Origin of the sequence: Starkeya sp. ORNL1 (assembly GCF_012971745.1) — a bacterium.
In the GTDB taxonomy this organism is placed as follows: Bacteria; Pseudomonadota; Alphaproteobacteria; order Rhizobiales; family Xanthobacteraceae; genus Ancylobacter.
The window spans coordinates 864,969-890,484 of the sequence record NZ_CP048834.1 but is presented as its reverse complement, the minus strand read 5'-3'; the positions used below and the strand labels follow the sequence as shown (position 1 = coordinate 890,484).

Below are 25,516 nucleotides of genomic sequence, written 5' to 3'. Positions count from 1 at the left end.
TTACGCTTCCAACGCGGCGCGCAGCTTCGCCGCGTGGTCGGCGAGCACGTCCGGCTTCTCCATCTCCGACTGCGGCGGCTTCATCGCCACGCCCTCAAAACGCGGCAGGATATGGACATGGAGGTGGAACACCACTTGCCCGCCGGCGGTCTCGTTGAACTGCTGCAGCGTGATGCCGTCGGCGTCGAACACCTGCATCTGCGCCTGCGCCACCTTCTGCGCGACCTGCGCCACATGGGCGAGGTCGTCCGGCGTGACGTCGAGCAGGTTGCGCGCCGGCTTCTTGGGGATCACCAGCGCATGGCCGGGCGTGCGCGGCATGATGTCGAGGAAGGCGAGGGCGATATCGTCCTCATAGATGCGATGGGCGGGAAGCTCGCCACGCAGGATCTTGGCGAAGACATTGCTCGGATCATAGGCGGGCATCGCGCATCCTCCGTTCTGGGACGATCCGCATCGCAAGCAATGCGTTCGAGGTCAAGGCTCGTTCACGGCTCGTCGGAGACGCGGCGGAACGGACCGAGCTCGGAAAGCTCGGCGCCGGCCTCGGCGACATAAGCGCGCTCGCGCTTGAGATACTCGGCCACCGCCTGGCGGAAGCCCGGATCGGCAATGAAATGCGCGGAATGGGTGGTGACGGGCAGATAGCCGCGCGCCAGCTTGTGCTCGCCCTGCGCCCCGGCCTCCACGGTCTTGAGCCCGCGCGAAATGGCGAACTCGATGGCCTGATGGTAGCAGACCTCGAAATGCAGGAAGGGGTGCTGCTCGACGCAGCCCCAATGGCGGCCATAGAGGGTGTCGCCGCCGATGAAATTGATGGCGCCGGCGATGTAGCGGCCAGCGCGCTTCGCCATCACCAGCAGCACCTTGTCGGCCATGCGCTCGCCGATCAACGTGTAGAAGCGGCGATTGAGATAGGGCCGACCCCATTTGCGCGAGCCGGTCTCCATATAAAAGGCGAAGAACGCCTCCCACGCTTCCTCGGTGATGTCCTTGCCGGTGAGGTGGCAGATCTCGATGCCGCTCTCCACCGCCTCGCGGCGCTCGCGCTTGATCGCCTTGCGCTTGCGCGAGGCCAGCGCAGTGAGGAAATCCTCGAAGCTGCGATACCCGCCATTGCGCCAGTGGAACTGCTGGTCGGTACGGGGGAGGAAGTCCTCCTCCTGCAGGGCCGCCGCGTCCTGCTCGGTCAGGAAGGTGGCATGTACCGAGGAGGCCTTGCGCATGCGGGCCAGCGCAGTGAGCCCTTGCGCCAATGCGGCGCGGGCGGTTTCGGCCTGCTCGCCGGGCCGCACCAGCAGGCGCCGGCCGGTCGCCGGGGTGAACGGCACGCTGACCTGGAGCTTGGGATAATAGCGTCCGCCGGCCCGCTCATAGGCGTCGGCCCAGCCCTCGTCGAACACGTACTCGCCGCGTGAATGCGACTTCAAATAGGCGGGGCAGACGCCAAGGACGGCGCCGGTATCATCCTCCAGCACAAGATGCTGCGGCAGCCACCCGGTGCGCGAACCGGCCGATCCGGATTCTTCGAGGCTTGCGAGGAAATCATATGAAATAAACGGGTTATATGACGTTTGTTCAAGTTCAACATCAGCTTCTGCTGCGTCGCACAATGCTTCACGTGAACGGTAATAATCCTTCGGTATCAAATTGTTGCCTGATGATCCTGATACCGATTCGAGCGCGGGATTGGCGCACGCGTCCCATGCCCCGCGGCCGATGCCGGTGATGTCGCCTTCAATGCGGATGCGGTATTCGCGTTCAGCCACGGCGCGTCAGTCCCTCGGTGGATACGCGTTCCACCGGCACGCGCATCAGGGCCGGAAGCCCTCGAAGATCATCTGGTCGGCATAACGATGCGCGGCCGCGCGGTCCGCTTCGGTGCGCACCGTCCAGGTCAGCAGCGGCAAACCCAGCAGGTTCCGTGCCAGCCAAGGCGCCGGGGCCGGCAGCTCCTTGACATAATGCGCGACGAAATCGGGCCGGGTGCGCGGGAAATGGAGAAGATTGCCCCATGCGAACTTGGTCGTTGCGGGAAGCGGCGCCCATTCCGGATCGTCATAGCGACGCTCCATCGTGATGCCGCGCGGGATATGGGGAGCGAGCCGGCGCACCGCCACCACCAGTTCCGGATCGAACGACATCAAGGCCGCCGGCCCGGCATAGTCCGCCACCAGTTCGCAGGCACGCACCGCCACCGACGTGTCGCCGTCGAAATGGCTCTTCAGCTCGATCACCAGCGGCACGCGTCCGGCAACCCGCTCGAGCAGGTCCGGCAGGCTCATCATGCGATCGGCGGTGGAACGGAATTCCACCGCTTGAAGCGCGCGGGCAGTCAGCGTCTTCAGCGGGCCGGTAGCGAGCGTCAGCCGATCGAGGTCGTCGTCATGGAACACCATGGCCTCGCCGTCCGACGACATCTGCACATCGACCTCGATCGCGTACAGGCCGGCAATGGCCGCATCGACCGCGGACGGCATGTTCTCGATGATGCCGGCCGCCGCATCGTGCAAGGCGCGGTGCGCGACCGGCCGGGCGGTCAGCCAGTCCGATCCCGCCAGCGGCATCAGGCGATCTCGATGATGGCTTCGACCTCGACGGAAACCCCGAACGGCAATTGCGCGACGCCGACCGCCGAGCGGGCATGGCGTCCGGCCTCGCCGAACACCTCGACGAACAGGTCCGAACAGCCATTCACCACCTTGGGCTGGTCGGTGAAATCAGGCGTCGAATTGACGAAGCCGGTGAGCTTCACCACGCGCTTCACCCGATCGAGATCGCCGCCCAGCGCCGCCTTGACCTGCGCAATGAGATTGATGCCGCACTGGCGCGCGGCAACACGGCCGGCCTCGGCATCGACGGTCTCGCCCAACTTGCCGGTGAGCCTGGTGCCATCCGCGGTCACCGAGATCTGACCGGAGACGAACAGCAGGTTGCCGCTGACGACGGTCGGCACATAATTCGCCGCCGGCGCCACGGGCGTCGGTATGGTGATGCCCAGGGACGCCAGCTTCGCGTCGATCGTGCCGGTCATGTCAGTCTCCGTAATCAGCGGGGAAGGCGAGGGCGTTCCAACTTTCGCCCTTGTTCTCGCCTTGTGTTTGATCACCGATGTTTGGACGATCGATTTGCCGTGCGCAAGCCGCGCATTTGCCTGCCGTTAAGGAGCTTCGCCCCATGGGTCTCGACGACTTCGCCCGCGCCTGCGGCCTTGGCCTGCTATGCCTCGTGCCGGTGGGAAGTGCTTCGGCCGCGGCGATCCAGCTCGCCCCGCACCGCGCCATCTATGCGCTCTCGCTCGACGGCTCCAAGGCCGCCAAGAATGTGGAGGCCGCGCAAGGGGAGATTGTCTATGAGATGCGCGGCAATGCCTGCAACGGCTACACCGTGAAACTCGTGCAGCGCACCGATCTCGACACGGACGGGGGCGGGCGCATGACCAGTGCGCTCTCCACCACGACGTGGGAAGACGGCGAAGCCAACACCTATCGCTTCAAGATCCAGAACAAGATCAATGCCGAGGTTCGCGACGATGCCGATGGTGTCGCCGAGCGGCGCGACGGCAAGCTGTTCGTCAATGCTACCAAGCCGGCCAAGGAGAGCTTCTCGCTCGGTCCCGACGTGGTGCTGCCGACCCAGCACGTGATCAAGGTGCTGACCCAGGCCGAGGCCGGCGATCCGGTGCTGGAAGTGCCGGTCTATGACGGCTCCTCCGATGGCAAGAAGGTCTATGACACGCTCGCCATCATCGGCAAGGCCAAGACCGCGACCGACGGGCTCGAGGATGCCGCCAAGGCGACCGGGCTGGCGGGGCGCACGCGCTTTCCCGTGACCATCAGCTATTTCGAGCGCGGCACCAGCGCCACCACGCCCGATTATGTGATCAGCTTCGATCTCTACGACAACGGCGTCAGCCGGGCGCTGAAGCTGGACTATGGCGACTTCGTGCTGCGTGGCCAGCTCACCGCTTTCGAGGCGCTTCCTGAGGAACCGTGCGCGAAGTAGCGTTGGAGGCGCGCGTCGGCGCGTCGATGAGGATGCCGCGGCCCACCGCGTCGGTGCCGAACTTCGCCCTGAGCTTGTCGATGGCGAGTTCGGCGACGCCGCGCTTGGTGCCCTGGACGTCGACCAGGTCGGCCGGGTCGGCCAGCGTCGGGTCCTCGAGTTCCGAGACCCCGACCCCGATGAGCCGGTAGCGCGTGCCGTTGGTCTCGCGGGCCAGCAACTCGCGGGCGGTATCGAAGAGGCGGTGCGAAAGCTGGGTCGGCGCCTCCAGCGAGCGGGCGCGGGTAATCAGGCGGAAATCCGCGGTCTTCAGCTTCAAGGTCACGGTGCGGCCGGAAAGCTCGGCCGCCTTCAGCCGCGCCGAGACCTTCTCGGCGAGCCGGAACAGCGTCTGCTCCAGGAAGCGGAATTCGGCGATGTCGTCATCGAAGGTGGTCTCGGACGAGATGCTCTTGGTCTCGCGCTCCGGATTGACCCGGCGATTATCCTCGCCGCGGGCGAGCCGCGCCAGCCGCAGTCCCTCGGCGCCGAGCTTGCGCGCCAGGTCCACGTCGTTCGCCTGCTGCAGGTCGGCGATGGTGCGGTAGCCGTCGCGGGCGAGGCGCTCCTGCGTCGCCTTGCCGACCCCCCAAATGGCGCCCACCGGGCGCGGGGCGAGGAAGGCCCGCGCCTCGGCCGCGCCGATCACCGCGAAGCCGCGCGGCTTGTCGAGGTCTGAGGCGAGCTTGGCGAGGAATTTGTTCGGCGCCAGCCCGATCGAGACGGTGATGCCGATCTCGGCTTCGACATCGCGGGCGAAACGGGCGAGCAGATGCGCCGGCGGCGCGCCGTGGAGCCGCTGCGTGCCGGAAAGGTCCAGGAATGCCTCGTCGATCGAAAGCGGCTCCACCAGCGGCGTGAGGCGCAGCATGCGCTCGCGCATCTGCCGGCCGACCGCGACATATTTCGCCATGTTCGGCTTGATCACCACGGCGTCCGGGCAGAGCGCGCGCGCCTTGAACATCGGCATGGCCGAGCGCACGCCGGTTACCCGGGCGAGGTAGCAGGCGGTGGAGACGACGCCGCGCTTGCCGCCGCCGATGATCAGCGGCTTGTCGCGTAGCGAGGGATCGTCGCGCTTCTCGATCGCCGCATAGAAGGCATCGCAATCGATATGGGCGATGCTGAGCGCTAGCAGTTCGCCATGCACGAGCGTGCGCGGGCTGCCGCACCGCTGGCAGCGCAGCGCGCCGCCGGTGTCGGCAAGGCAGTCGCGGCAGAGCCCGGGCATCGCAGCCATGGCACTCCCTCAGCCCCGGTCCGGATTCCGGTCCGCCGGCTCGTGGGCGAGGATCTCGCGGGCGGCGACCACATGGCCGGGATCAATCTGCGCGCCGCGCGCATATTCCAGCAGCAGATCCTGGCGATTGATGAGATAGTCGAGAATGGCTACCTGAAAGGCCGCCGAGCCGACGACACCGCGCAGGTCCGCCGGGGAGAGGCCGCTCTCGGCGAGGAACGGGCCGATTCGCTCCGGATCGACGGCGAGGAAGCCGAGGGCGCCGATGGCGACTTCGCGGGCCGCTACTGCCGTGGTCAAAGGCCGGAGTTTAGACGATCGCATTTGTTGTTCCGTAAGGAATGAGGGCTAGTTTGCCCACCGTGGCAGGCCGGGTTCGTCGGGCCGGGTTTCTTGTCCGGTGGGGGCCGCCTGAGGCGGCGCAAATACCGCGAGCAACCACACCGAGAACCGCGACACCGAGAGTAACATGGCCAAAACCATTCTGATCGTGGAAGACAACGAGCTCAACATGAAGCTCTTTCACGATCTGCTGGAAGCGCACGGCTATGCGACCGTGGAGACGCGCAACGGCGCCGAGGCGCTGGAACTCGCCCGCAAGCATAAGCCGGATCTCATCCTGATGGACATCCAGCTTCCCGAGGTTTCCGGTCTCGATGTGACGCGCTGGCTGAAGGAAGATCCCGAGCTGCGCGCGATCCCCGTGGTCGCAGTCACCGCCTTCGCCATGAAGGGCGACGAGGAGCGCATCCGCGAGGGCGGCTGCGAGGCCTATCTGTCGAAGCCGATCTCGGTCGCCAAGTTCCTGGAAACGGTTCGGCACTTCGTCCGCGAGACATGAGGCGATGACCGCGCGCGTCCTCGTCGTCGACGACGTTCCCGCCAATGTGCGCCTGCTGGAGGCCCGGCTTTCGGCCGACTATTTCGACGTCGTCACCGCCAGCAACGGTTTCCAGGCGCTCGAAATATGTGAGCGCGGCCAATGCGATATCGTGCTGCTCGACTTGATGATGCCGATCATGGACGGCTTCGAGGTGGCCCGCCGCCTCAAGGAAAATCCGGCGACCTACCATATCCCGATCATCATGCTCACCGCGCTCGACCAGCCCTCGGACCGTGTGCGCGGCATCGAGGCGGGCGCCGACGACTTCGTCACCAAGCCGTTCGACGATGTCGCGCTGCTCACCCGCGTGCGCTCGCTGGTGCGGCTGAAGATGGTCACCGACGAACTGCGCACGCGTGCCACCGCCACGCGCGAATTCGGCCTGCCCGACCCGCTGATGGACGTGTTGGCGGAGACCGGGGCCGGCGGGCGCATATTGCTGCTGGAAGACCGGCCGGCCGCGCTGGCGCGCATGGCCGACATGCTGCTCAGCGAGCACGAGGTCGAGACCCAGCAGGATCCCCAGGAAGCGCTGTTCCGGCTCGCCGAGGGCGACCACGACCTCGCCATCATCAGCCTCGACCTCGACAATTTCGATGCGCTCAGGCTGTGCAGCCAGATCCGGTCGCTGGAGCGCTCTCGCTATCTGCCGATCCTGCTGCTGGCCGAGCTCGAGGATCGCGACCGCCTGCTGCGCGGACTCGATCTCGGCGTGAACGACTATCTGATCCGCCCCGTCGACCGCAACGAACTGCTCGCCCGCGCCCGCACCCAGGTGCGCCGGCGCCGCTACACCGACCGGCTGCGCGACACCGTCCAGCAGTCGCTGGAGATGGCGATCACCGACGGCCTGACCGGGCTGCATAATCGCCGCTATCTCGAGAACCACCTCGCGGTGATGCTCGACCAGGCGGCGGTGCGCGGGCGCCCGGTTTCGCTGATGCTGATCGACGTCGATTTCTTCAAGGCGGTCAATGACAGCTTCGGCCATACTGCCGGCGACGACGTGCTGCGCGAGTTCGCGCTGCGGTTGCGCAGCAATGTGCGCGGCATCGATCTCACCTGCCGCTATGGCGGCGAGGAATTCGTCGTCGCGATGCCCGATACCGACCTGAAAATCGCGCAGATGGTGGCCGAGCGGCTGCGTCAGCGCATCGAGTCGGAGCCCTTCGCCATACTTGGCGGCACCCGGTCGATCGACGTCACCATCAGCGTCGGCATTGCCACGCGCGAGGGCGTGGTCGACAATGTGCCCACGCTGCTGCGGCGGGCGGACCAGGCGGTCTACCGGGCCAAGCGCGAGGGACGCAACCGCGTGGTGTATGTTGCTGCCTGAGGTAGCCGATTCGACTCCAAGCATGAGAATTCATTTCGAATTTCTGATTTGCGGATTGCTTTCGCCGGACTTTGCGTTAGCCTTCGCCCATTCCGATTATGGCTTGCCCTGCGGAGTGCTCAGGTCCGCCGCATCTCCTGGGTCCGTGGGGTTCGATCGGCGGGCGGCGATGCCGGACGGCCTCTCTGGTCCGCTGCCCGCCGATCTCCTATTACCGAATCTCTGGCCACCTGATTTCTGGAATTCCCGGCATATTCGAGAAAATAAAAAAGGCGCCTCGCGGCGCCTTTTGTCGTTCTGAGCGCGGAGGCGTCAGATCACTTGATCTTGCCTTCGCGGAACTCGACATGCTTCTTCGCGACCGGGTCGTACTTCTTCACGACCAGCTTGTCGGTCATGGTGCGCGAGTTCTTCTTGGTCACGTAGAAATAGCCGGTGTCGGCGCTCGACACGAGCCGGATCTTGATGGTCGCCGCCTTGGCCATGGCCGGTCTCCTTAGAGCGTGGCCGGGCGGACCCGTTAGCGCCACGTCGATGTGAATGGGATCGCGCGACACAAAGGCCGCTCGTTGATGGTCCGTATCCTTGATTGCCACGCGAATGTCAAGGAATGCAGCGCGGGTGCTGCGTCCGTTGGGACGTCGGTTGCAGCGCAAGGCGCAGTCCGTTTGGCGAGACGCGCGGTCAGGCAGGAACGTATGTCAGCCTGATCACGTCCTCGCCAACGTGATCCGTGGAAACAAAGCGGAGCGTTGGTCGCGGGCCGGCGAAGAATGGCTTGCCGCGACCGAGCACGACAGGGTGCAAGTAGAGTCGATACTCATCGACAAGACCAAGATCGGTCAGGCTTCGTGCCAGGTCTGGTCCGGAAACTGCAATCTCCCCAACCATCCGGGCCTTCAGGCCACGTATCACCGTCTCGATGTCATCCTCGACAAGTGTGGCGTTGGGGCCGACCGACTTTAACGAGCGCGACACGACCCACTTCGGTTGGCGCCGCCACGCCGCCGCGAATTCGCGGTGCTCCGCGCTCCACTCAGGACGGTCTTCGTCCCAATAACGCATGATCTCGTACATGCGGCGACCGTACACACTGCCCGTCAGGTCGCGCACGTGCTCTGTCCAGTGACGAAAGAGTGCGGGGCCTGTCGGCATTGCCAGGTGGTCGACGTAGCCGTCCAGGGACTGGTTCATTCCAAAGACGAGCTTCGCCATGGTGCAAAATCTCCACCGTCAGGTATTCCGAACAGCTTGAGGCGACATTACGCAAAAGTGAGGCTGACCGTACACTGCGCGTCGCTTTGGAGTGACGAACGCCCAAGAGACGCTAAGCACTACTTCCGCGGCACCCGCGCGATGCGCCAGGCGACCACCACCGCATAGACGCCGAGCAGCGCCGCGATCGTATAGGCGAAGCCGTGCGGATCGAGTGCATCCATGCCGGCGCCGACCATGGGCGGTCCGATGATCAGGCCGATGCTGTAGAGCATGACGAAGGCGGCGTTGGCCGCGGCGAGCTCGGCGCCTTCGAAACGTGCGCCGAGATGGGCGAGCCCGACCGTGTAGAGCCCGGCAACGACGCCGATGGATACGAACAGCACCGCCCGGATCGCCCAGCCATCCATGGCCAATGCCGGCAGCAGCAGGGAGCCGACCACGCCGACCACCGCGCAGATGAGCAGCAGCTTGCGGCGGTCCATGCGGTCGCTGAGCAGCCCGAGCGGGATCTGGCAGGCGACGCCGCCGAGCAGCGCCATCGTCATCAGCAGCGCCGCGGTCTGTTCGTCGAGCCCGCGCCTCAGGCCGTAAATGGCGAGGAAGCTCATCTCCCCGGTTTCGACCGCGCCGAAGATGAGGCCGGCGAGCGTCGCGCTCGGCGCGATGCGGATGAGCGCCATCATGCCGAGGCGGCTTTCGGTATGCACCTCGGGCGCGCCATTGGCGCCGATCAGCACCGGGATGGTGCCCAGCGCGAACAGCGCGGCGCCTGCGAGATAGGGCGCCCAGCCTTCGATGCCGGTGACGCCGAGGATTGCCGGCCCACCGGCGACGCCGAGCGACAGCACCGTCGCATAGACGCCCATGACCAGGCCGCGCCGCTGCGGCGGCGCCGCGGCGTTGATCCAGAACTCGCTGACCACGAACAGCACGCACAGCGCCGCGCCGAACAGGAAGCGCAGCACGAACCAGGCGGCGAGGGAAGGTGTCGCCTTGAAGCCGATCAGGGTGGCGATGGCGAGGACGATGGCGCCGATCAGCATCGGTCCGGCACCGTACTGCCGCACCAGCCGCGGCATGAACGGCGCGAGCAATATGGTGGCGATGCCGCCCATGGCGGTGTTCAGCCCGATCCAGGTGCGCGGGATGCCGCGCGCTTCCATTTCCAGGGCCAGCAGCGGCACGGACAGGCCAAGCCCGATGCCGACCACCGAAATGGCGCCGATCGCCGCCGCCAATGACGCGGCGGTGGAGGCGGTGATCGATTGTTCGGAAGAGGCCATGCGTACCAGTGAGTATGCGCACCAGGAAGAAACGTCGTTCGTATCAATCCAGCGTGTCGCAGCGGAACGCGCCGCCGCGCATATAATAGAATGGCACCGGGCGGCGATAGCCGCCGGGAGCGAGACGTTGCTCCACCTCGCCCAATATGTTGCGGGTGATGGTGAGAATATCCGCCGCCTTGGCTTCCTCGAGGGTCAGCCAGCGCAGTTCGGTCAGTTCCGAATCCGGACCCACCACGCCCTTCACCTCATGGGCGACATCGCGCACATCGGCCATGAAGAAGCGGGTGTCGAAGCGCCGTACCAGCCGCGGCGGGGTGATGGCGCGGGCAACGAAGCGCAGCGCTTCGAGATTTGGGAAAACGCCGGCGGCGCCGAAGCCCTCCCAGCCCGGCGGCAGTGCCAAAGGCGGGCTGCCGGCTTCGCGCGTGCCGAGCAGCAGCCCCGTTTCCTCGAAGGTTTCGCGAATGGCGGCGAGCGCCAGCGCTCGCGAGCGCGACAGGCTGGGGCGCACCACACGGGCCTCCAGCCGGCGCTCGCTCTCGGCATCGAGCGCGCCGTATACCGGCATGCGGCGGTCGGCGGGATCGACCCGCCCACCCGGGAAGACGAATTTGGCCGGCACGAATTTCTGCCGCGCATGGCGCAGGCCAAGCAGCACGCGCGGCTTGCGGCCGGAGGGATCGATGAGGACCAGCGTCGCCGCATCGACCGGACGGCGATTGGGATGGACCTGTTCGCGCCGGAGATTGACCAGCCGTTCGGGAGCCTCGTCGACGCTCATGGCGCCGGCGACCCGCCGCGCTGCGAGGGCGGCGCCGGCTCATATTCCTCGGAGGTGCGGTCGAAGCCATGCATGCGCAGCGCCCATTGGTAACCGATCAGTGCGCCCTTTACCGGCGGCAGCAGCGCGACGCTGAGGAGCGCGGTGAGCGGCAGCCACAGCACGAGATGGATCCACAGCGCCGGGTGCCATGCGATCTCCAGGGCCAGCACCAGCGGTACGATGATGTGGCCGACAATCGTGATCACCGCATAGGGCGGAAAGTCGTCGGCGCGTTGGTGCCACAGCTCCTCGCCGCACGGGCAGCGGTCATTCACCTTGAGATAGGCGCGATAGAGCGCGCCTTCGCCGCAATGCGGGCAGCGCATCAGGAAGCCGCGCTTGATCGCGGTACCGACCGGACGGCTCTCGGCCGGCGTGGCGGGATGGACGATGAGGCTCATCGGCACGCTCTTCAATGCGGACCGTAGCGGCGGCGCCCGGTCTTCGGCCGGCTCTCCTCGCGGCGTCCGCCGCGCGAGCGAGTACGGCCCGCGCCCGCTACATAGGCGCCCTCGGATAGAAGCTCAAATCGCAACGCGCCGGCGACCGGGGCCGCCTCGACCAGCTTTACCTCCACTCGGTCGCCCAGCCGGTGCACCTCGCCGGTACGCTCGCCGACCAGCGCGTGGCGGGATTCCTCATAGCGGTAATAGTCCTGGCCCAGCGTCGCCGCCGGTATGAAGCCGTCCGCCCCGGTATCGTCGAGCGCGACGAAAAGTCCCGCCCGCGTCACCCCGGCGATGCGGCCCTTGAAGGTGGCGCCGATCTGCTCCGCCATATGGTGGGCGATCAGCCGGTCGATGGTCTCGCGTTCGGCCGACATCGCCCGGCGCTCGGCGGCGGAGATGCGCGCGGCGACCTCGGCGAGCCCCTCCGGCGTGGTGCTCTCCGGCAGTCCGTCGCGGCCGAGATCGAGCGCGCGGATCAAAGCGCGGTGCACGATGAGATCGGCATAGCGGCGGATCGGCGAGGTGAAGTGCGCATAGCGCTTCAGATGCAGGCCGAAATGGCCGTAATTCTCATTGGCGTATTCGGCCTGCGCCTGTGAGCGCAGGATCACCTGGTTGACCAGCGGCGACAGCTCGGTGCCTTCGGCCCGGGCGAGGATGGCGTTGAAGTGCGAGGGCCGGATGGTGTCGGTCTTCGGCAGCGCGATGTCGAGCGTCTTGAGGAATTCGCGCAGCGAGGAGAACTTCTCCAGCGAGGGGGAGTCATGCACCCGATAGACGAGGGGGATGCGCTTCTCCTCCAGCGTCTCGGCGGCGGCGACATTGGCGAGGATCATGAACTCCTCGATCAGCCGGTGCGCGTCGAGCCGCTCCGGCACCACCACCTTGTCGACCGTGCCGTCCGGCTTCAGCAGGATCTTGCGCTCGGGCAGGTCGAGCTCCAGCGGCTCGCGGGCATCGCGCGCCTTCTTCACCGCGGCATAGGCAGCATAGAGCGGGCGCAGCACGTCATTGAGCAGCGGCGCGGTGGTCTCGTCGGTGCGCCCTTCGATCGCGTCCTGCGCCTGCGCATAAGCGAGCTTCGCCGCCGAGCGCATCATGATGCGGTGGAAGGTATGGCGCTTCTTGCGCCCGTTCGCCGCGATCACCATGCGCACGGCGAGTGCCGGCCGGTCTTCCAGCGGGCGCAGCGAGCACAGGTCGTTGGAGATGCGCTCGGGCAGCATCGGCACGACGCGGTCGGGGAAATACACCGAATTGCCGCGCACCACCGCCTCGCGGTCGAGTGACGAGCCGGGCCGCACATACCAGGCGACATCGGCGATGGCGACGGTGACGATGAAGCCGCCTTTGTTCTCCGGATCCTCGTCCGCCACCGCATGCACGGCGTCGTCATGATCCTTGGCGTCGGGAGGGTCGATGGTAATGAGCGGCAGCGCGCGCCAATCCTCGCGCCCCGCCAGCGTTGCCGGCTTGGCGGCGTCGGCTTCCGCCAGCGTCTCGCGGCGGAACACGTGGGGGATGGCGTGGGCGTGGATGGCGATCAGGCTCACCGCCTTCTCGGTGGCGAGCGAGCCGAGCCGCTCCTTCACCTTGGCGGTCGGCAGGCCATAGGCATGGTGGCGCACGATCTCCACCGCCACCAGGTCGCCTTCCTCGGCGCCGTTCTCGAAATCCGGCGGGATGATGAGCTCGCGGCCCATATTCTTCTTGTCGACCGGGATGAGGCGCCCGCCACCTTGGCGGTCCTTGCGGAAGATGCCGAGCACCTGCGCGCGCGCCTTCTCGACCAGCTTCAGCACCCGGCCGGTATGGCGGATATGGCCGTCGGCTTCCGGGATCTCCTCGGTCTTCAGCAGCACGCGGTCGCCGATCGCCGGCGCCGGACCGGCGAGGCGGCCGCGGCGAGCGAGCTTGACCATGATGCGTGGGGGATCGCCGTGCTCGGCCTCGTCCCAGTCGATCGGTACCGCGATCAGTTCGCCGTCCTCGTCGCGCTCGACGATCTCGGACATGACGACCGCGGGCAGGGCGCCCGGCACGTGGAGCCGGCGCCGCTTGCCCTCGACGACGCCCTCGCCCTTCAATTCGCGCAGCATCGCCTTCAGCGCGATGCGGTCCTGCCCGTCGAGCCCGAAGGCGCGGGAGATGTCGCGCTTGCCGACATCGCCGCCATGCTCCGCGATGAAGGCGGTCAGCGCCTCCTTGGTCGGCAGGCCCTGCGGCAGGCGGGGCTTGGGCGTGTGTTTGGCAGTGGGGCGGGGTTTGCGCACGAGTCGTTTGGTCCTCGATCAGAGGACTATAGTTAGTGGACCCATGGCGGTGCGTCGATGGCTGGGTGCGCTGGGTGACTATCCTTCGAGGCCAGCCTGTGGCCGGCACCTCGGGATGAGGTCGCTCTTACAAGATGAACCTCATCCTGAGGCGCAAGTGTATTGAGCCTCGAAGTATGCCCATGCCAAGCCGCTCACGGCTGCTCGATGAACGCCCGCACCGCCTTCACCGTCGTCTCGGGCTGCTCTTCCATCAGCCAGTGGCCGGCATCGGGGATGACCAGCTCGGTGACATTGCCGGCCGCATTGCGCATCACTACTGCCTCCATGGCGCCGAACGACTTCTCGCCGCCGATCGCCAGTACCGGCATGGTGAGCTTCACCTTCATCGCCGTCTTGTTGTCCTCGGCATCCCTACGGATCGAGCGGAACTGGGCGAAGGAGGAGCGCATCGCGCCGGGTTGGGCATAGAGCGCGGCATAATGGGCGCGCGTCGCCTCGTCGATCTTGGCCGGATTGCCGGCGAACTCGTTCCAGAAGCGGTCGAGATAGATGCGCTCGCGGCCCGCCACCAGCCGCTCGGCATCCGGGCCGCCGAAATCGAAATGCCAGAGCAGCGGATTGCGCACGATCTCGTCCCAGGGCGGAATGCCGGGGACCGGCGCATCCATGACCACCAGTTTCACCGTCGCCTGCGGGTAGCGCACGGCATAGGCATAGGCGACCATGGTGCCGATGTCGTGGCCGACAATCACCGCGCGGTCGAGGCCCAGCTTCTCCAGCACCGCGCGTACGTCGCCAGCCTGGGTCTTCTTGTCATAGCCGCCGGCGGGATGGGAGGAGAGGCCCATGCCGCGCAGGTCGGGAACGACGACGGTGTGGTCCTTCACCAGGTTGGCCGCGAGTGGCGCCCACATGTCGCCGGTATCGCCGAAGCCATGGATCAGCACCACCGTGGGTCCCTGTCCGCCGACGCGGGCATGGATGGTGGTATCCGCATCCACCTTGATATCCTCGGTGCGGAACGCGGCCGGGAAGGGGTGCACCTCAGCTGCCACTGGCACCGCCGAACCAAGAAGTGCCAGGGCACCGAACACCAGTTTGAGCATTTCGCCGTCTCCGCCTTTGCCCGGAGAGATCCCCGGCGCGAGCGCAACATAATCTTTCCCGATGTTCGGAATAGTCGTCGGTTGACGGAACTCGATTTCGGAAAAGCCGAACCTTGGATCGTCAATCGCTCCTGAAATTGATCGTTTGCTCACTTGCAATCCCGGCATTCCGGTTCATGTTGCCGCCGCGCCGGGCCCTCAGTGTCCGAAGCCTGCCTGAAGCCGGAAAGAATCACGATGGATGCCCGTTCTCCGGGAAGCGACGCCTCCCTGACCCTCGACCCAGCCGAAGTCCGCACGATCCTGTTCGGCGTCATGCTGGCGATGTTCCTCAGCGCTCTCGACCAGACCATCGTTGCCACCGCGCTGCCGACCATCGGCGTTGCCTTCTCCGATCTCGAAAGCCTGCCCTGGATCGTCACCTCCTATTTGCTCACCGCCACAGCGGTGACGCCGCTGGTTGGCAAGCTCGCCGATATCTACGGTCCGCGCCCTGTGCTGCTCGCCGGCATCGCCGTCTTCCTGGTGGGCTCGATCGCCTGCGCGCTGGCGCCGAGCATCTTCTGGCTTATCGTCGCCCGCGCCTTGCAGGGCATTGGCGGCGGCGGGCTGATCTCGCTGGCGCAGACCATTATCGGGCTGATGATCGCGCCGCGCGACCGCGGCAAGTACCAGGGCTATTTCGCCGCCGTCTTCATCTCCTCCTCCATTGCCGGTCCGATCCTCGGCGGCTTCTTCGCCCAGCATCTGCACTGGTCGCTGATCTTCTGGATCAATGTGCCGCTCGGCATCGCCGCCGCGGTGCGCAGCGAGCGGGCGCTGCGCCGGCTGCCGCCGCACCACCACAAGCACCGGCTCGACGTGCTCGGCGCGCTGCTGATGTGCCTGGCCACCGTGGCGATGCTGCTGGCACTGAGCTGGGGCGGCACGCGCTTCTCCTGGGGGTCGGTCGAAGTTCTGGGCCTGGTCGCCGGATCGGTGGTGCTCTGGGCGTTGTTCGGCCTGCGCATCGCCACCGCGGTGGAACCGCTGCTGCCGCTCTCGGTGCTGTCGAACCAGGTGGTGCTCACCGGCATCATCGCCGCGGCCTGCGCCATGGGTACGCTGATCGGCCTGTCGATCGAGCTGCCGCTCTATTTCGAGTCGGTGCTGCACCTCTCGGCCAGCCAATCCGGGCTCGCCATGATCCCGCTGATGGCGGGCGTGGTGGTCGGCGCCACCGCCACCGGCCGGCTGATGCCGCATATCCCCCATTACAAGCGCCTGCCGGTCGCCGGTCAGGCCATCGGCATGCTAGCGCTGGCGGTGCTCGCCATCGATCCCGCCGGCGTGCCGCTCGCCGTTCTGGTGCTGCTCACCGGGATAGCCGGCGTCGGGCTCGGCACGGTGCTGCCGGTGGCGACGGTGGGCATCCAGAATGCGGTGCCGGTGCCGCAGATCGGCACGGCGACGGCGGCGATGAACTTCTTCCGCTCGCTCGGCGGCGCGGTGCTGACCGCGGTGTTCGGCGCCATCGTGATCGGGCTCGCCGGCGTCAGCGGCCCGCACGAGACCGGAGGTTCGCTGGCCCTGGGCGCTGCGGAAGCGGCGACCATGGCGCACGCTTTCCGCTGGGTGTTCGCAGCGGCGGGCTTCGCGCTGTTCATCGGGCTGGTGGCGACCCTCATCATGGAAGAGCGCCCGCTGCGCACCACGGTGCACCACATCGATATCGAGTAGGGGCGCACCAGAAGACGTCATCCCGGAACGGCCGTCAGGCCGTATCCGGGATCGCGTGACGCTCTCCAGCTTCGTGCGATCCCGGCTCAGCGCATCGCGGAGCCTGTCCTCCCGGCTTGCCGAAGGCAAGAGCCGTGGGCCGGGATGACAGGCTAGCCCTCAGCGGCCTTCTTCGCAGCCGGCTTCTTGGCGGGCGCCTTCTTGGCCGCCGGCTTCTTCGCCGGGCTCTTAGCCGGCGAACTCTTCGCCGCCGCCTTGCGCGCCGGGCGCTCCGGTGTCGTGCCGGCCTTGGCCTTGATCAACTCGACCGCCTGCTCCAGCGTCACCGTCTCCGGGTCGGTGCCCTTCGGCAGCGTCGCATTGATCTTGCCGTGGTTCACATAAGGCCCGAAGCGGCCGGGGCGCACGCTGATCACGCCGCCGACTTCCGGATACTCGCCGAGTTCGCGGCCGGCGGGTGTGCCCCGGCGTCCGCCCGGACCCTTGTTCTGCTTGTCGGCGATCAGCGCCACTGCGCGGTTGAGGCCGATCGAGAGGATGTCGTCACCGGCGTCGATATTGGCGTAGGTCTTGCCGCTCTGCACATAGGGGCCGAACTTGCCGATGCCGGCGAGGATCGGTTCGCCGCTTTCCGGGTGCCGGCCGATCTCGCGCGGTAGCGAGAGCAAGGCGAGGGCGGTCTCGAGATCGACATCGGCCGGCGCGAGGCCTTTGGGCAGGCTGGATCGCTTCGGCTTCTCGCCGTCCTTGCCTTCGCCGAGCTGGAGATAGGTGCCGAAGCGCCCTTCGCGCAGCGTGACCTCCAGGCCCGTCACCGGGTCGGTGCCGAGCACGCGGGTGCCGTTGGTTTCCGCCTCGCCATTCTCGCCATTCTGCGCGGCGAGCGGGCGGGTGTACTTGCACTCCGGATAGTTCGAGCAGCCGATGAAGGCGCCGAACTTGCCCATCTTGAGCGACAGACGGCCATTGCCGCAGGTCGGGCAGACACGCGGATCCGAGCCGTCCTCCTTGGGCGGGAAGACGTGCGCGGTCAGCATCTCGTCGAGCGCGGCGAGCACCTCGGAGACGCGCAGGTCCTTGATCTCGCCGACGGCGGCCGCGAAGTCGCGCCAGAAGTCGCGCAGCACGTCCTTCCATTCGAGCTCGCCCGCGGAGATGCGGTCGAGCTTCTCTTCGAGGTCGGCCGTGAAGTCGTACTCGACGTAGCGGTCGAAGAAGCTCTCCAGGAACGCCGTGACCAGCCGGCCCTTGTCCTCGGGGACGAGGCGGCGCTTGTCGAGCTTCACATATTCGCGGTCACGCAGCACCGCGAGCACCGAGGCATAGGTGGAGGGCCGGCCGATGCCGAGCTCTTCCATGCGCTTGACCAGCGAGGCTTCCGAATAGCGCGGCGGCGGCTCGGTGAAATGCTGGTCGGCCTTGATGCCCTTGTTCGCCAGGATCTCGTTGGCGGACATGGCGGGGAGGCGACGATTCTCCTCGTCCTCCTCCTCGTCGTCGCGGCCTTCGCGATAGAGCGTGAGGAAGCCGTCGAACTTGATCACCGAGCCGGTGGCGCGCAACTCCAGCGCGCGGCCCGACACCTTGGCGTCGATATCGACGGTGGTGCGTTCCAGCTCGGCGGATTCCATCTGGCTCGCCACGGTACGCAGCCAGATCAGCTCATAGAGCTTGGCCTGGTCGGGCTCCAGCTGGCGAGCGACCTCCTTCGGCAGCCGCGCCACGTCGGTCGGCCGGATGGCCTCGTGGGCCTCCTGCGCGTTCTTCGCCTTGGCGGTGTATTTGCGCGGCGCGGACGGCACGTAGCGCTCGCCATATTCGTGGCCGATCACCGAGCGTGCCGCGGCGATCGCCTCCGGCGCCATGTCGACGCCGTCGGTACGCATATAGGTGATGAGGCCGACGGTCTCGCCGCCGATGTCGATGCCCTCATAGAGCCGCTGCGCGATGCGCATGGTGATGGCCGGTGCGAAGCCAAGTTTGCGGCTCGCCTCCTGCTGCAGCGTCGAGGTGGTGAAGGGCGGGTAGGGGTGGCGGCGGGCGGGCTTCGCCTCGACCGAGCGCACCACATAGTCCGCTTTCTCCAGCGCGCTGCGGAACGTCATCGCCTCGGCTTCGGTGCCGACGTCGAGCCGGGTAATCTTCTTGCCGTCGGCGCCGGTGAGGCGCGCCTCGAAGGTCTCATTGCGCGGCGTCGCCAGCGTCGCGGCGATCGACCAATATTCGCGGCGCACGAAGACCTCGATCTCGCGCTCGCGGTCGCAGACCAGGCGCAGCGCCACCGACTGCACGCGCCCCGCCGAGCGGGCGCCGGGCAGCTTGCGCCACAGCACCGGGGAAAGCGTGAAGCCGACCAGATAGTCGAGGGCGCGGCGGGCGAGATAGGCGTCCACCAGCGCCGCGTCGATCATGCGCGGGTTCTTCATCGCCTCGAGCACGGACGATTTGGTGATGGCGTTGAAGACCACGCGCGAGATCGGCTGGTCCTTCAGCGCGCGCTTTTCCTTCAATATCTCCAGCACGTGCCAGGAGATGGCTTCGCCTTCGCGATCCGGATCGGTGGCGAGGATCAGGCCATCGGAGGCCTTCACCGCCCGCGCGATGTCGGCGAGCCGCTTCTGCGCCTTGGGATCGATGTCCCACAGCATGCGGAAATCATGCTCGGGATCGACCGAGCCATCCTTGGCAGGCAGATCACGCACGTGGCCATATGAGGCGATCACCTCATAGCCCGGTCCGAGATATTTGTTGATCGTCTTCGCCTTAGCGGGCGATTCGACGATGACGACCTGCATGCGCCTGCCATGTTTCGTTGGAGGAAAAGCTCAGCCCCGAGAGCGGCCGGAAAATGGGGTAGCCATGCCACGCTGTCAAATGCACCGTCCCGAATGCGGGTCTCCTATGCAAATGGCGTGACATTTGCGCCCCACCACCGGAGGGTGTCGAAGACGCCAGAAATGCCGGATCAGAGTAGCGATACGAGGCCGCCGGGATGACGTTCCAGCCGGCCGGCAATGTCGAGTTCCAATAGCACGATCTGCACGTCGGAGGCGGAAGCCTGCGCCAATTCGGCGAGATCGTCGACGGCGAGCGGCGTCGGCCCGAGCAAACCCAGCATGCGGGTGCGGATGCTCTCGGTCGGCTCTTCCGCGGCGAAGGGCGCCGGCGGCTCCCTGAATGCGGCCGGCGGGCGCTCGATCAAAGGCCCGAGCACGTCGAGTATGTCGGCGGCGGAGGTCACCAGCCCGGCGCCCTGCTTGATCAGCTGGTTGGTGCCGGCAGCGCGCGGGTCGAGCGGGGAGCCCGGCACCGCGAACACGTCGCGGCCCTGTTCGCCGGCGAGCCGCGCGGTGATGAGCGAGCCGGAACGCTCCGCCGCTTCCACCACCAGCACGGCGAGCGAGACGCCGGAGACCAGCCGGTTGCGGCGGGGAAAGTCGCGCGCTCGCGGCACCCAGCCGAGCGGCATCTCCGTGATCACCACGCCGCGTTCGAGGATCTGCTCCAGCAGCGGCAGATTCTCCGGCGGGTAGGGCCGGTCATGGCCGCCGGCAAGGGCGGCAAGGGTGCCGGTATCGAGGCCGGCCTCATGCGCCGCGGCGTCTATGCCGCGGGCGAGGCCGGAGGCGATGATCAGTCCGGTGCGGCCAAGCTCGCGGGAGAGCTTGGCTGCCATCATGCGCCCGGCGCCGGAGGCGTTGCGCGCGCCGACCACGCCGACCATCGGCCGGCTCAGCATGTCGATGCGCCCGCGTACCGCGATAAGCGGCGGGGCGCCCTCGGTCTCGCGCAGCGCCGGCGGATAGTCCAGCTCGTCGAGCCCGATGAAGCGGCCCCCCAGCCTCGCCAGCGCCGCGATCTCGGTGTCGGCCTCCCTTACGTCCGGCACGCGAGGCGCGATCAGGCCGCCGCCACGACGGGCGAGGCTCGGCAGCGCCTCTATGGCGGCAGCAGCGCTGCCGAAGCGTTCGATCAGCGAGCGGAAGCTGCGCGGGCCGATATTCTCGGTGCGGATCAGCCGGAGCCAGTCGCGGCGCTGTGCATCGTCGAGCCGCGACATGGCCTCACGCCTTCCCGCCGATCTTGCCCTCGGTGCCGGCTATGAGCCGCGCGATATTGGCGCGGTGGGTGATCCAGATCAGAACGGCGAGCAAGCCGAGCAACAGCGCGGCTGGAGCATTGCCAAGGAGGTAGGCCGCGATTGCCGCGGCAACGCTGGCGATCAGCGCCGAGAGCGAGGAATAGCGGGTGAGCTTGGCGCAGGAAAGCCAGACCACGGCAAAGGCGATCGCCGCCGGCCAGAACAGGCCAAGCGCGACGCCGAGGAAGGTGGCGACGCCCTTGCCGCCCTTGAAGTGCAGCCACACCGGGAAGACATGCCCGAGAAAGGCGGCGAGGCCGGCAAGCAGCGCTGCTTGCTCGCCCCACAGCGCGCGGGCGACCAGCACCGCCACAACGCCCTTCAGCGCGTCGCCGACCAGGGTAGCCGCGGCGAGCCCCTTGCGCCCGGTGCGCAGCACATTGGTGGCGCCGATATTGCCGGAGCCGATGGTGCGGATGTCCTGCGTTCCGGCCAGGCGCGTGATGATCAGCCCGAACGGGATCGAGCCGAGCAGGTAGCCGAGCGCGAGGCTGAGAAAGGTAAGCAAGGCGGGGAGGGACCAGGTCATGATATGCGCTCCCCACCCGTCATGCCCCGCCTTGTGCCGGGCTTATTGTTCGTGCGTCCGTAACGTCAAACGTACTCATACACCGTGCGGCCGGCAACGAGGGTGCGCACTACGCGGCCCTCGAAACGCGCCTCGTCGAACGGCGTGTTGCGGCAGCGTGATTTCAGGCTGGCGGCGTCGAGCAGCCAGGCCTCGTCAAGCGCGATCACCGCGATGTCGGCCGGCGCGCCGGGGCGCAGCGAGCCGGCGTCGAGGCCAAGCAGTTCGGCGGGGCGGGTCGACATGGCGCGCAGCAGCGTCTTCAGGTCGACGGCGCCGCTATTCACCAGCCGCAGACCGGCGGCGAGCATGGTCTCCAGCCCGATGGCGCCGGGCGCTGCCTCGGAGAAGGGAAGGCGCTTGACGTCGACATCCTGCGGATTGTGGTCGGAGACGATGACGTCGATCAGCCCGCTCGCCACCGCCTCGACCAGAGCGACGCGGTCATCCTCGCCGCGCAGCGGCGGCGACAGCTTGAAGAAGGTGCGATAGCCGACGACGTCGCGCTCGTTGAGCGTCAGATGATTGATCGAGGCGGAAGCGGTCACGGTCAGCCCGTCCTCCTTCGCCCGGTGCAGCACGGCAAGGGATTCGGCGCAGGTGAGCGAGGCGGCATGGTAGCGCCCGCCGGTAATGCCGGTGAGCCGCACATCGCGCTCGAACACGATGGCCTCCGCCGCCTTGGGCGCACCAGCAAGGCCGAGCCGCGAGGCGAGCTCGCCTTCATTCATCACCCCTTCGCCGGTGAGCGTGGCATCCTCGGTGTGATGCACGATCAGCGCGCCGAAATCGCGCGCATAGGTCAGTGCCCGGCGCAGCACCTGGGCCGAAGCGACCGAGCGCGCGCCGTCGGTGAAGGCGACCGCACCCGCAGCGCCGAGCAGGCCGATCTCGGTCATCTCGCGCCCGGCGAGACCCTTGGTGAGCGCCGCCATCGGATGGACGTGCACGATGGCGGTGTCGCGGGCCCGGCGCTTGACGAAGTCGACGATGGCGGGGTCGTCGATGATCGGATCGGTGTCCGGCTGGCAGACGATTGTGGTGACGCCGCCGGCCGCTGCCGCCTGGCTGGCCGAGGCCAGGGTCTCGCGATGCTCGGCGCCTGGCTCACCGATGAAGGCGCGCATGTCGACGAGGCCCGGAGCGATGACGAGGCCGCGGCACTCGACGATCTCGGTGTCCTCGGGCAGCCCGGCATTGCGCAGGCCGGTGGCGATGTCCTTGACGACGCCGTCGATGATCAGCAGGTCGCCGGCGGTGTCGAGGTCGCGCGAGGGATCGACGATCCGGGCGCCGGCGAGAAGGGTGGGGCGAGGATCGGAGATTCGGGGCTCAGGCATTGGGAAGGTTCCTCGACAGCGCGTCGAGCACCGCCATGCGCACCGCAACGCCCATCTCGACCTGCTCACGGATCAGCGACTGGGCGCCGTCCGCCACCGCGGAATCGATCTCGACGCCACGATTCATCGGGCCGGGATGCATCACGAGGGCGTCCGGCTTGGCGTAGCGCAGCTTGGCCTCGTCGAGACCCCAATAGTGGAAATACTCTTTCACCGAGGGCACGAAGGAGCCGTTCATCCGCTCGCGCTGCAGCCGCAGCATCATGACGATGTCGACGCCGTCGAGACCAGCCTTCATGTCGCGATAGACGTCGACGCCGAAGCGGTCGATGTCGCGCGGCAGCAGTGTCGAGGGGCCGATGACGCGGACCTGCGCGCCGAGCCGGTGCAGCAGCAATATGTTGGAACGGGCGACCCGCGAATGCAGGATGTCGCCGCAGATCGCGACGGTGAGCCCCTCGATGCGTCCCTTGTTGCGGCGGATGGTCAGCGCGTCGAGCAGCGCCTGCGTCGGATGCTCATGGGCACCGTCGCCGGCATTCACCACCGAGCAGTCGACCTTGCGCGCCAGCAATTCCACCGCGCCGGAAGCTGAGTGGCGCACGATCAGCACGTCCGGGTGCATGGCGTTCAGCGTCGCCGCGGTGTCGATCAGGGTCTCGCCCTTCTTCACCGAGGAGGTGCTGACCGACATGTTCATCACGTCAGCGCCCAGCCGCTTGCCCGCCAGCTCGAAGGACGACTGGGTGCGCGTGGAGGCTTCGAAGAACAGATTGATCTGGGTGCGGCCACGCAGCGTGGCGCGCTTCTTCTCGACTTCCCGATTGAGGGCGACGAACTCTTCGGAAAGATCGAGCAGGCCGATGATGTCCTCGGCCGAAAGCCCTTCTATGCCCAGCAAATGCCGGTGCGGGAAGGTGAAGCTGGTGGCGGTCGGGTTCGATGTCATATCGAAGTCGGCTGGATAGAGGCACCCGCCCGTAATCGCAAGCACCTGACCATCGATTCCCACCGGAATCGGTATTGACGGGTGGGAACATACGTCACGCGTTCGCGTTGAAGTAACGCTGCGGACGGCCGTGCGTTGAAAAGTGAACTGAAAAGCCGGAATCGCGTCACCAAACGGTCACCGTCCATTCAGTTGCCGTTCACCACATCGGCCCCACACTCGATATAGATCACGCCGTAACGTTGAGGCGTGTCCTCAGGAGTAAGTCTCATGTCGAGCACGCGTTTCTCCAAGATGTTCACTGGCGTCGGTCTTGCCGCGACCGTCGCGGCGTCGCTCGCGACCCCGGTTTCGGCTGCACCGCTCGGCGCTGACCTTGGCCTTGCCAAGTCGGTGCCTGCCGCCACCGAGCAGGTGCGCTGCAATGGCTGCTGGGTTGCTGGCGGTGTGGCCGCCGGCGTGCTGGCCGGCGCGGCCATCGCAGGTGCGGCCCGCGGTCCCTATTATGGCGACCCCTACTATTACGCTGCCCCGCCGGTGGTCTATGCGCCGCCGCCGCAGGTCTATTACGCCCCGGCGCCGCGTTATGCCTATGGCTCCCGCTGCTGGGTGCAGAGCGGCCCGTATCGCGGCCAAGGTTACTACACCCGTTGCTGACCCGGCTTTGCCACAGCATTGCTGAGGTCGAGCTAGAGCCTGGCTAAAGCATTGATACGGCGGCGATGACCAGAGGAAGCGTCACCGCCGCCAGTATCGTTTGTATGGTCAGCATTTGCGCCAGCAGCGGCGCGTCGCCGCCCATCTGCCGCGCCAGCACATAGCCGTTCGGCGCCGAGGGCACTGCGCTCGCGATCGCGACCACCAGAAGATCGACCCCCGACAGCCCGCACGCCACGCCGATGGCGACCGCGAGAGCCGGCAGCGCGCCGAGCTTCAGCACGCATGTCAGCCAGGTCGCCATGCGCGGCCGGCGCAGATCGTCGAGCCGCAATCCGGCACCGACCACGAGCAGGCCCAGCGCCAGCGAGGCACGGCCGAGAATGTCGGCGAAGCTCATCAGCACCGCCGGCACCGGCACGTGCAGTGCATTGATGAGAATGCCCGCCGCGCAGGACCAGATGAAGGGATTGCGCGCTAGCTGCATCAGTATGAGGCGCGCATCGCCGCCCGCAGTGCCGTGGCGTGCCAGCACGATGACGCTCAGCGCATTGACAGTGGGGATGATGACGGCGATCGCCACCGCCGCCACAGCGAGCCCGGCCGGCCCGGCAAGGCCGCCGGACACGGCGAGCCCGATATAGGTGTTCCAGCGCAGCGCGCCCTGGAACACCGAGGTGAAGCCCGGCCCGTCGAGCCCCAGCGCCCGGCTGAGCGGGCGGCGCGCCAGCATCAGCGCGCTGCCGATGATGGCGATGGCGCCGAGCAGGGCGACGGTCACCTCCACCACCGCGACGCCGCCGAGATCGGTGCGGGCGATGCTCACCACCAGCAGGGCCGGGAACAGCACGAAATAGGTCAGCCGCTCCAGCGCGATCCAGTGGCTCGCCTCGGGCAGCAGGAAACGCTTCAGCGCGATGCCGAGCGCGATGATCAGGAACACCGGCACCAGCGCCGCCAGCACATTCGCCATGGCGTCAGGCGCTGAGCATACGCAGCCGGTCGAGCGCGCCTTGCAGAATGAAGGCGGCGGCGTGCTGGTCGACCACCGCTGCGCGCTTGGCCCGGCTGACATCGGCGGCGATCAGGTCGCGCTCCACCGCGGCAGTGGAGAGCCGCTCGTCCCACAGCGCGATCGGCAGTTCGGTCAACCGCGCGAAATTGCGGGCGAAGGCGCGGGTCGACTGCGCCCGTGGACCCTCCGAGCCGTCCATGTTCACCGGCAGGCCGAGAACGAAGCCGACGGCGCCGCGCGCCTTGGCGAGATCGAGGATGCGCGCGGCATCCGGCGTGAACTGCTTGCGGGCGATGGTCTCGACCGCGGTGGCGAGCCGACGCTCCGGATCGCAACTGGCAATGCCGATGGTCTTGGTGCCGAGGTCGAGCCCCAGCAGTGTGCCGCGCGTCGGCAGGACGGCGGCGGCCTCGGTGATCGGTAGGATCGGAGCAGTCATAGCCATGCGCTAGCACGGTATATTCCG

At 67.1% G+C, this 25,516-nt stretch carries 25 protein-coding genes; 5 read left to right on the top strand and 20 right to left on the bottom strand.

Going from position 1 to position 25,516, the window contains the following annotated elements:
* The 4 genes from G3545_RS04280 to G3545_RS04265 all read right to left on the bottom strand — a co-directional run bounded on the left by G3545_RS04280 (position 1) and on the right by G3545_RS04265 (position 3,034).
* Positions 1-426, bottom strand: coding sequence for an HIT family protein (locus G3545_RS04280; protein ID WP_170010159.1), 426 nt, complete (start codon positions 424-426; stop codon positions 1-3).
* Positions 427-488: 62 nt separating this feature from the next.
* Positions 489-1,649 carry a GNAT family N-acetyltransferase gene (locus G3545_RS04275; RefSeq protein WP_246702858.1) on the bottom strand — a complete coding sequence of 387 codons (1,161 nt, stop codon included), beginning with the start codon at positions 1,647-1,649 and terminating at the stop codon, positions 489-491.
* 165 nt (positions 1,650-1,814) lie between these two features.
* Positions 1,815-2,561 carry a glycerophosphodiester phosphodiesterase family protein gene (locus tag G3545_RS04270; RefSeq protein ID WP_170017900.1) on the bottom strand — a complete coding sequence of 249 codons (747 nt, stop codon included), beginning with the start codon at positions 2,559-2,561 and terminating at the stop codon, positions 1,815-1,817.
* Positions 2,562-2,566: 5 nt separating this feature from the next.
* On the bottom strand, positions 2,567-3,034 hold the full coding sequence (locus tag G3545_RS04265) for a RidA family protein (protein ID WP_170010155.1): 468 nt from the start codon (positions 3,032-3,034) through the stop codon (positions 2,567-2,569).
* Between the two features lie 143 nt (positions 3,035-3,177).
* Here G3545_RS04265 and G3545_RS04260 point away from each other — a divergent pair, with 143 nt between their 5' ends.
* Positions 3,178-4,005 carry a cell envelope integrity EipB family protein gene (locus tag G3545_RS04260; protein WP_170010153.1) on the top strand — a complete coding sequence of 276 codons (828 nt, stop codon included), beginning with the start codon at positions 3,178-3,180 and terminating at the stop codon, positions 4,003-4,005.
* On the opposite strand, the gene G3545_RS04255 is transcribed toward G3545_RS04260, so the two are convergent.
* On the bottom strand, positions 3,962-5,284 hold the full coding sequence (locus G3545_RS04255) for a DNA polymerase IV (protein WP_170010151.1): 1,323 nt from the start codon (positions 5,282-5,284) through the stop codon (positions 3,962-3,964). The two genes, G3545_RS04260 and G3545_RS04255, sit on opposite strands and share 44 nt — an antisense overlap.
* 9 nt (positions 5,285-5,293) lie before the next feature.
* Positions 5,294-5,608 (bottom strand): DUF3572 domain-containing protein, encoded by a 315-nt coding sequence (locus tag G3545_RS04250; RefSeq protein WP_170010149.1) that lies wholly within the window; start codon positions 5,606-5,608, stop codon positions 5,294-5,296.
* Positions 5,609-5,753: 145 nt separating this feature from the next.
* On the opposite strand from G3545_RS04250, the gene G3545_RS04245 reads away from it, so the two are divergent.
* Together G3545_RS04245 and G3545_RS04240 are read left to right on the top strand one after the other, a co-directional pair.
* The gene (locus G3545_RS04245; protein ID WP_170010147.1) at positions 5,754-6,125 is read left to right on the top strand and encodes a response regulator; all 372 of its coding nucleotides are present in this window, start codon (positions 5,754-5,756) and stop codon (positions 6,123-6,125) included.
* A gap of 4 nt (positions 6,126-6,129) precedes the next feature.
* Positions 6,130-7,503, top strand: a complete 1,374-nt coding sequence (locus tag G3545_RS04240; RefSeq protein WP_170010145.1) for a PleD family two-component system response regulator — start codon at positions 6,130-6,132, stop codon at positions 7,501-7,503.
* A 317-nt stretch (positions 7,504-7,820) separates the two neighbouring features.
* Here the strand turns inward: G3545_RS04240 and rpmG are convergent, their stop codons facing one another.
* The 7 genes from rpmG to G3545_RS04205 all read right to left on the bottom strand — a co-directional run bounded on the left by rpmG (position 7,821) and on the right by G3545_RS04205 (position 14,661).
* Entirely contained in the window at positions 7,821-7,988 is a 168-nt protein-coding gene (rpmG, locus tag G3545_RS04235) for a 50S ribosomal protein L33 (protein ID WP_029355159.1), read from the bottom strand.
* A gap of 199 nt (positions 7,989-8,187) precedes the next feature.
* Positions 8,188-8,718 (bottom strand): dihydrofolate reductase family protein, encoded by a 531-nt coding sequence (locus G3545_RS04230; protein ID WP_170010143.1) that lies wholly within the window; start codon positions 8,716-8,718, stop codon positions 8,188-8,190.
* Between the two features lie 119 nt (positions 8,719-8,837).
* Positions 8,838-10,004 carry an MFS transporter gene (locus tag G3545_RS04225; protein ID WP_170010141.1) on the bottom strand — a complete coding sequence of 389 codons (1,167 nt, stop codon included), beginning with the start codon at positions 10,002-10,004 and terminating at the stop codon, positions 8,838-8,840.
* A 43-nt stretch (positions 10,005-10,047) separates the two neighbouring features.
* A complete protein-coding gene (locus G3545_RS04220; protein ID WP_170010139.1) occupies positions 10,048-10,788 on the bottom strand; it encodes an NUDIX hydrolase in 741 nt (246 codons plus the stop codon).
* Positions 10,785-11,231, bottom strand: a complete 447-nt coding sequence (locus G3545_RS04215; protein ID WP_170010137.1) for a DUF983 domain-containing protein — start codon at positions 11,229-11,231, stop codon at positions 10,785-10,787. The genes G3545_RS04220 and G3545_RS04215 overlap by 4 nt, the downstream gene beginning before the upstream one ends.
* Positions 11,232-11,242: 11 nt before the next feature.
* Complete coding sequence (gene rnr / locus G3545_RS04210; protein ID WP_246702686.1) at positions 11,243-13,552, bottom strand: ribonuclease R; 2,310 nt, start codon at positions 13,550-13,552, stop codon at positions 11,243-11,245.
* Positions 13,553-13,746: 194 nt separating this feature from the next.
* Complete coding sequence (locus G3545_RS04205; RefSeq protein WP_170010135.1) at positions 13,747-14,661, bottom strand: alpha/beta hydrolase; 915 nt, start codon at positions 14,659-14,661, stop codon at positions 13,747-13,749.
* A gap of 237 nt (positions 14,662-14,898) precedes the next feature.
* Between G3545_RS04205 and G3545_RS04200 the strand changes: the two genes are divergently transcribed.
* Positions 14,899-16,380 carry an MDR family MFS transporter gene (locus tag G3545_RS04200; RefSeq protein ID WP_170010133.1) on the top strand — a complete coding sequence of 494 codons (1,482 nt, stop codon included), beginning with the start codon at positions 14,899-14,901 and terminating at the stop codon, positions 16,378-16,380.
* A gap of 152 nt (positions 16,381-16,532) precedes the next feature.
* Here the strand turns inward: G3545_RS04200 and topA are convergent, their stop codons facing one another.
* From topA to G3545_RS04175, 5 genes are all read right to left on the bottom strand, one after another.
* On the bottom strand, positions 16,533-19,175 hold the full coding sequence (topA, locus tag G3545_RS04195; RefSeq protein ID WP_170010131.1) for a type I DNA topoisomerase: 2,643 nt from the start codon (positions 19,173-19,175) through the stop codon (positions 16,533-16,535).
* 170 nt (positions 19,176-19,345) lie between these two features.
* Complete coding sequence (gene dprA, locus G3545_RS04190) at positions 19,346-20,440, bottom strand: DNA-processing protein DprA (protein WP_170010129.1); 1,095 nt, start codon at positions 20,438-20,440, stop codon at positions 19,346-19,348.
* Positions 20,441-20,444: 4 nt separating this feature from the next.
* On the bottom strand, positions 20,445-21,050 hold the full coding sequence (plsY, locus tag G3545_RS04185) for a glycerol-3-phosphate 1-O-acyltransferase PlsY (protein ID WP_170010127.1): 606 nt from the start codon (positions 21,048-21,050) through the stop codon (positions 20,445-20,447).
* Between the two features lie 65 nt (positions 21,051-21,115).
* Positions 21,116-22,429 carry a dihydroorotase gene (locus G3545_RS04180; RefSeq protein ID WP_170010125.1) on the bottom strand — a complete coding sequence of 438 codons (1,314 nt, stop codon included), beginning with the start codon at positions 22,427-22,429 and terminating at the stop codon, positions 21,116-21,118.
* Positions 22,422-23,378 carry an aspartate carbamoyltransferase catalytic subunit gene (locus tag G3545_RS04175; protein WP_170010123.1) on the bottom strand — a complete coding sequence of 319 codons (957 nt, stop codon included), beginning with the start codon at positions 23,376-23,378 and terminating at the stop codon, positions 22,422-22,424. Before G3545_RS04175 ends, G3545_RS04180 begins: the two co-directional genes overlap by 8 nt.
* A gap of 270 nt (positions 23,379-23,648) precedes the next feature.
* Between G3545_RS04175 and G3545_RS04170 the strand changes: the two genes are divergently transcribed.
* On the top strand, positions 23,649-24,035 hold the full coding sequence (locus G3545_RS04170; RefSeq protein WP_206151377.1) for a hypothetical protein: 387 nt from the start codon (positions 23,649-23,651) through the stop codon (positions 24,033-24,035).
* A 43-nt stretch (positions 24,036-24,078) separates the two neighbouring features.
* On the opposite strand, the gene G3545_RS04165 is transcribed toward G3545_RS04170, so the two are convergent.
* Both G3545_RS04165 and ruvX read right to left on the bottom strand, forming a co-directional pair.
* Positions 24,079-25,008, bottom strand: coding sequence for an AEC family transporter (locus G3545_RS04165; RefSeq protein WP_170010121.1), 930 nt, complete (start codon positions 25,006-25,008; stop codon positions 24,079-24,081).
* Between the two features lie 4 nt (positions 25,009-25,012).
* Complete coding sequence (gene ruvX, locus G3545_RS04160; RefSeq protein ID WP_170017897.1) at positions 25,013-25,489, bottom strand: Holliday junction resolvase RuvX; 477 nt, start codon at positions 25,487-25,489, stop codon at positions 25,013-25,015.
* Positions 25,490-25,516 lie beyond the last annotated feature (27 nt).

What these genes read in the sequence shown, in the direction of transcription:
- G3545_RS04280 (WP_170010159.1), bottom strand. Translation starts at nt 426, where the DNA reads ATGCCCGCCTATGATCCGAGCAATGTCTTCGCCAAGATCCTGCGTGGC.
- G3545_RS04265 (WP_170010155.1), bottom strand. Translation starts at nt 3,034, where the DNA reads ATGACCGGCACGATCGACGCGAAGCTGGCGTCCCTGGGCATCACCATA.
- G3545_RS04260 (WP_170010153.1), top strand. Translation starts at nt 3,178, where the DNA reads ATGGGTCTCGACGACTTCGCCCGCGCCTGCGGCCTTGGCCTGCTATGC.
- G3545_RS04255 (WP_170010151.1), bottom strand. Translation starts at nt 5,284, where the DNA reads ATGGCTGCGATGCCCGGGCTCTGCCGCGACTGCCTTGCCGACACCGGC.
- G3545_RS04250 (WP_170010149.1), bottom strand. Translation starts at nt 5,608, where the DNA reads ATGCGATCGTCTAAACTCCGGCCTTTGACCACGGCAGTAGCGGCCCGC.
- G3545_RS04245 (WP_170010147.1), top strand. Translation starts at nt 5,754, where the DNA reads ATGGCCAAAACCATTCTGATCGTGGAAGACAACGAGCTCAACATGAAG.
- G3545_RS04240 (WP_170010145.1), top strand. Translation starts at nt 6,130, where the DNA reads ATGACCGCGCGCGTCCTCGTCGTCGACGACGTTCCCGCCAATGTGCGC.
- rpmG (WP_029355159.1), bottom strand. Translation starts at nt 7,988, where the DNA reads ATGGCCAAGGCGGCGACCATCAAGATCCGGCTCGTGTCGAGCGCCGAC.
- G3545_RS04230 (WP_170010143.1), bottom strand. Translation starts at nt 8,718, where the DNA reads ATGGCGAAGCTCGTCTTTGGAATGAACCAGTCCCTGGACGGCTACGTC.
- G3545_RS04225 (WP_170010141.1), bottom strand. Translation starts at nt 10,004, where the DNA reads ATGGCCTCTTCCGAACAATCGATCACCGCCTCCACCGCCGCGTCATTG.
- G3545_RS04220 (WP_170010139.1), bottom strand. Translation starts at nt 10,788, where the DNA reads ATGAGCGTCGACGAGGCTCCCGAACGGCTGGTCAATCTCCGGCGCGAA.
- G3545_RS04215 (WP_170010137.1), bottom strand. Translation starts at nt 11,231, where the DNA reads ATGAGCCTCATCGTCCATCCCGCCACGCCGGCCGAGAGCCGTCCGGTC.
- G3545_RS04205 (WP_170010135.1), bottom strand. Translation starts at nt 14,661, where the DNA reads ATGCTCAAACTGGTGTTCGGTGCCCTGGCACTTCTTGGTTCGGCGGTG.
- G3545_RS04200 (WP_170010133.1), top strand. Translation starts at nt 14,899, where the DNA reads ATGGATGCCCGTTCTCCGGGAAGCGACGCCTCCCTGACCCTCGACCCA.
- topA (WP_170010131.1), bottom strand. Translation starts at nt 19,175, where the DNA reads ATGCAGGTCGTCATCGTCGAATCGCCCGCTAAGGCGAAGACGATCAAC.
- dprA (WP_170010129.1), bottom strand. Translation starts at nt 20,440, where the DNA reads ATGTCGCGGCTCGACGATGCACAGCGCCGCGACTGGCTCCGGCTGATC.
- plsY (WP_170010127.1), bottom strand. Translation starts at nt 21,050, where the DNA reads ATGACCTGGTCCCTCCCCGCCTTGCTTACCTTTCTCAGCCTCGCGCTC.
- G3545_RS04180 (WP_170010125.1), bottom strand. Translation starts at nt 22,429, where the DNA reads ATGCCTGAGCCCCGAATCTCCGATCCTCGCCCCACCCTTCTCGCCGGC.
- G3545_RS04175 (WP_170010123.1), bottom strand. Translation starts at nt 23,378, where the DNA reads ATGACATCGAACCCGACCGCCACCAGCTTCACCTTCCCGCACCGGCAT.
- G3545_RS04170 (WP_206151377.1), top strand. Translation starts at nt 23,649, where the DNA reads ATGTCGAGCACGCGTTTCTCCAAGATGTTCACTGGCGTCGGTCTTGCC.
- G3545_RS04165 (WP_170010121.1), bottom strand. Translation starts at nt 25,008, where the DNA reads ATGGCGAATGTGCTGGCGGCGCTGGTGCCGGTGTTCCTGATCATCGCG.
- ruvX (WP_170017897.1), bottom strand. Translation starts at nt 25,489, where the DNA reads ATGACTGCTCCGATCCTACCGATCACCGAGGCCGCCGCCGTCCTGCCG.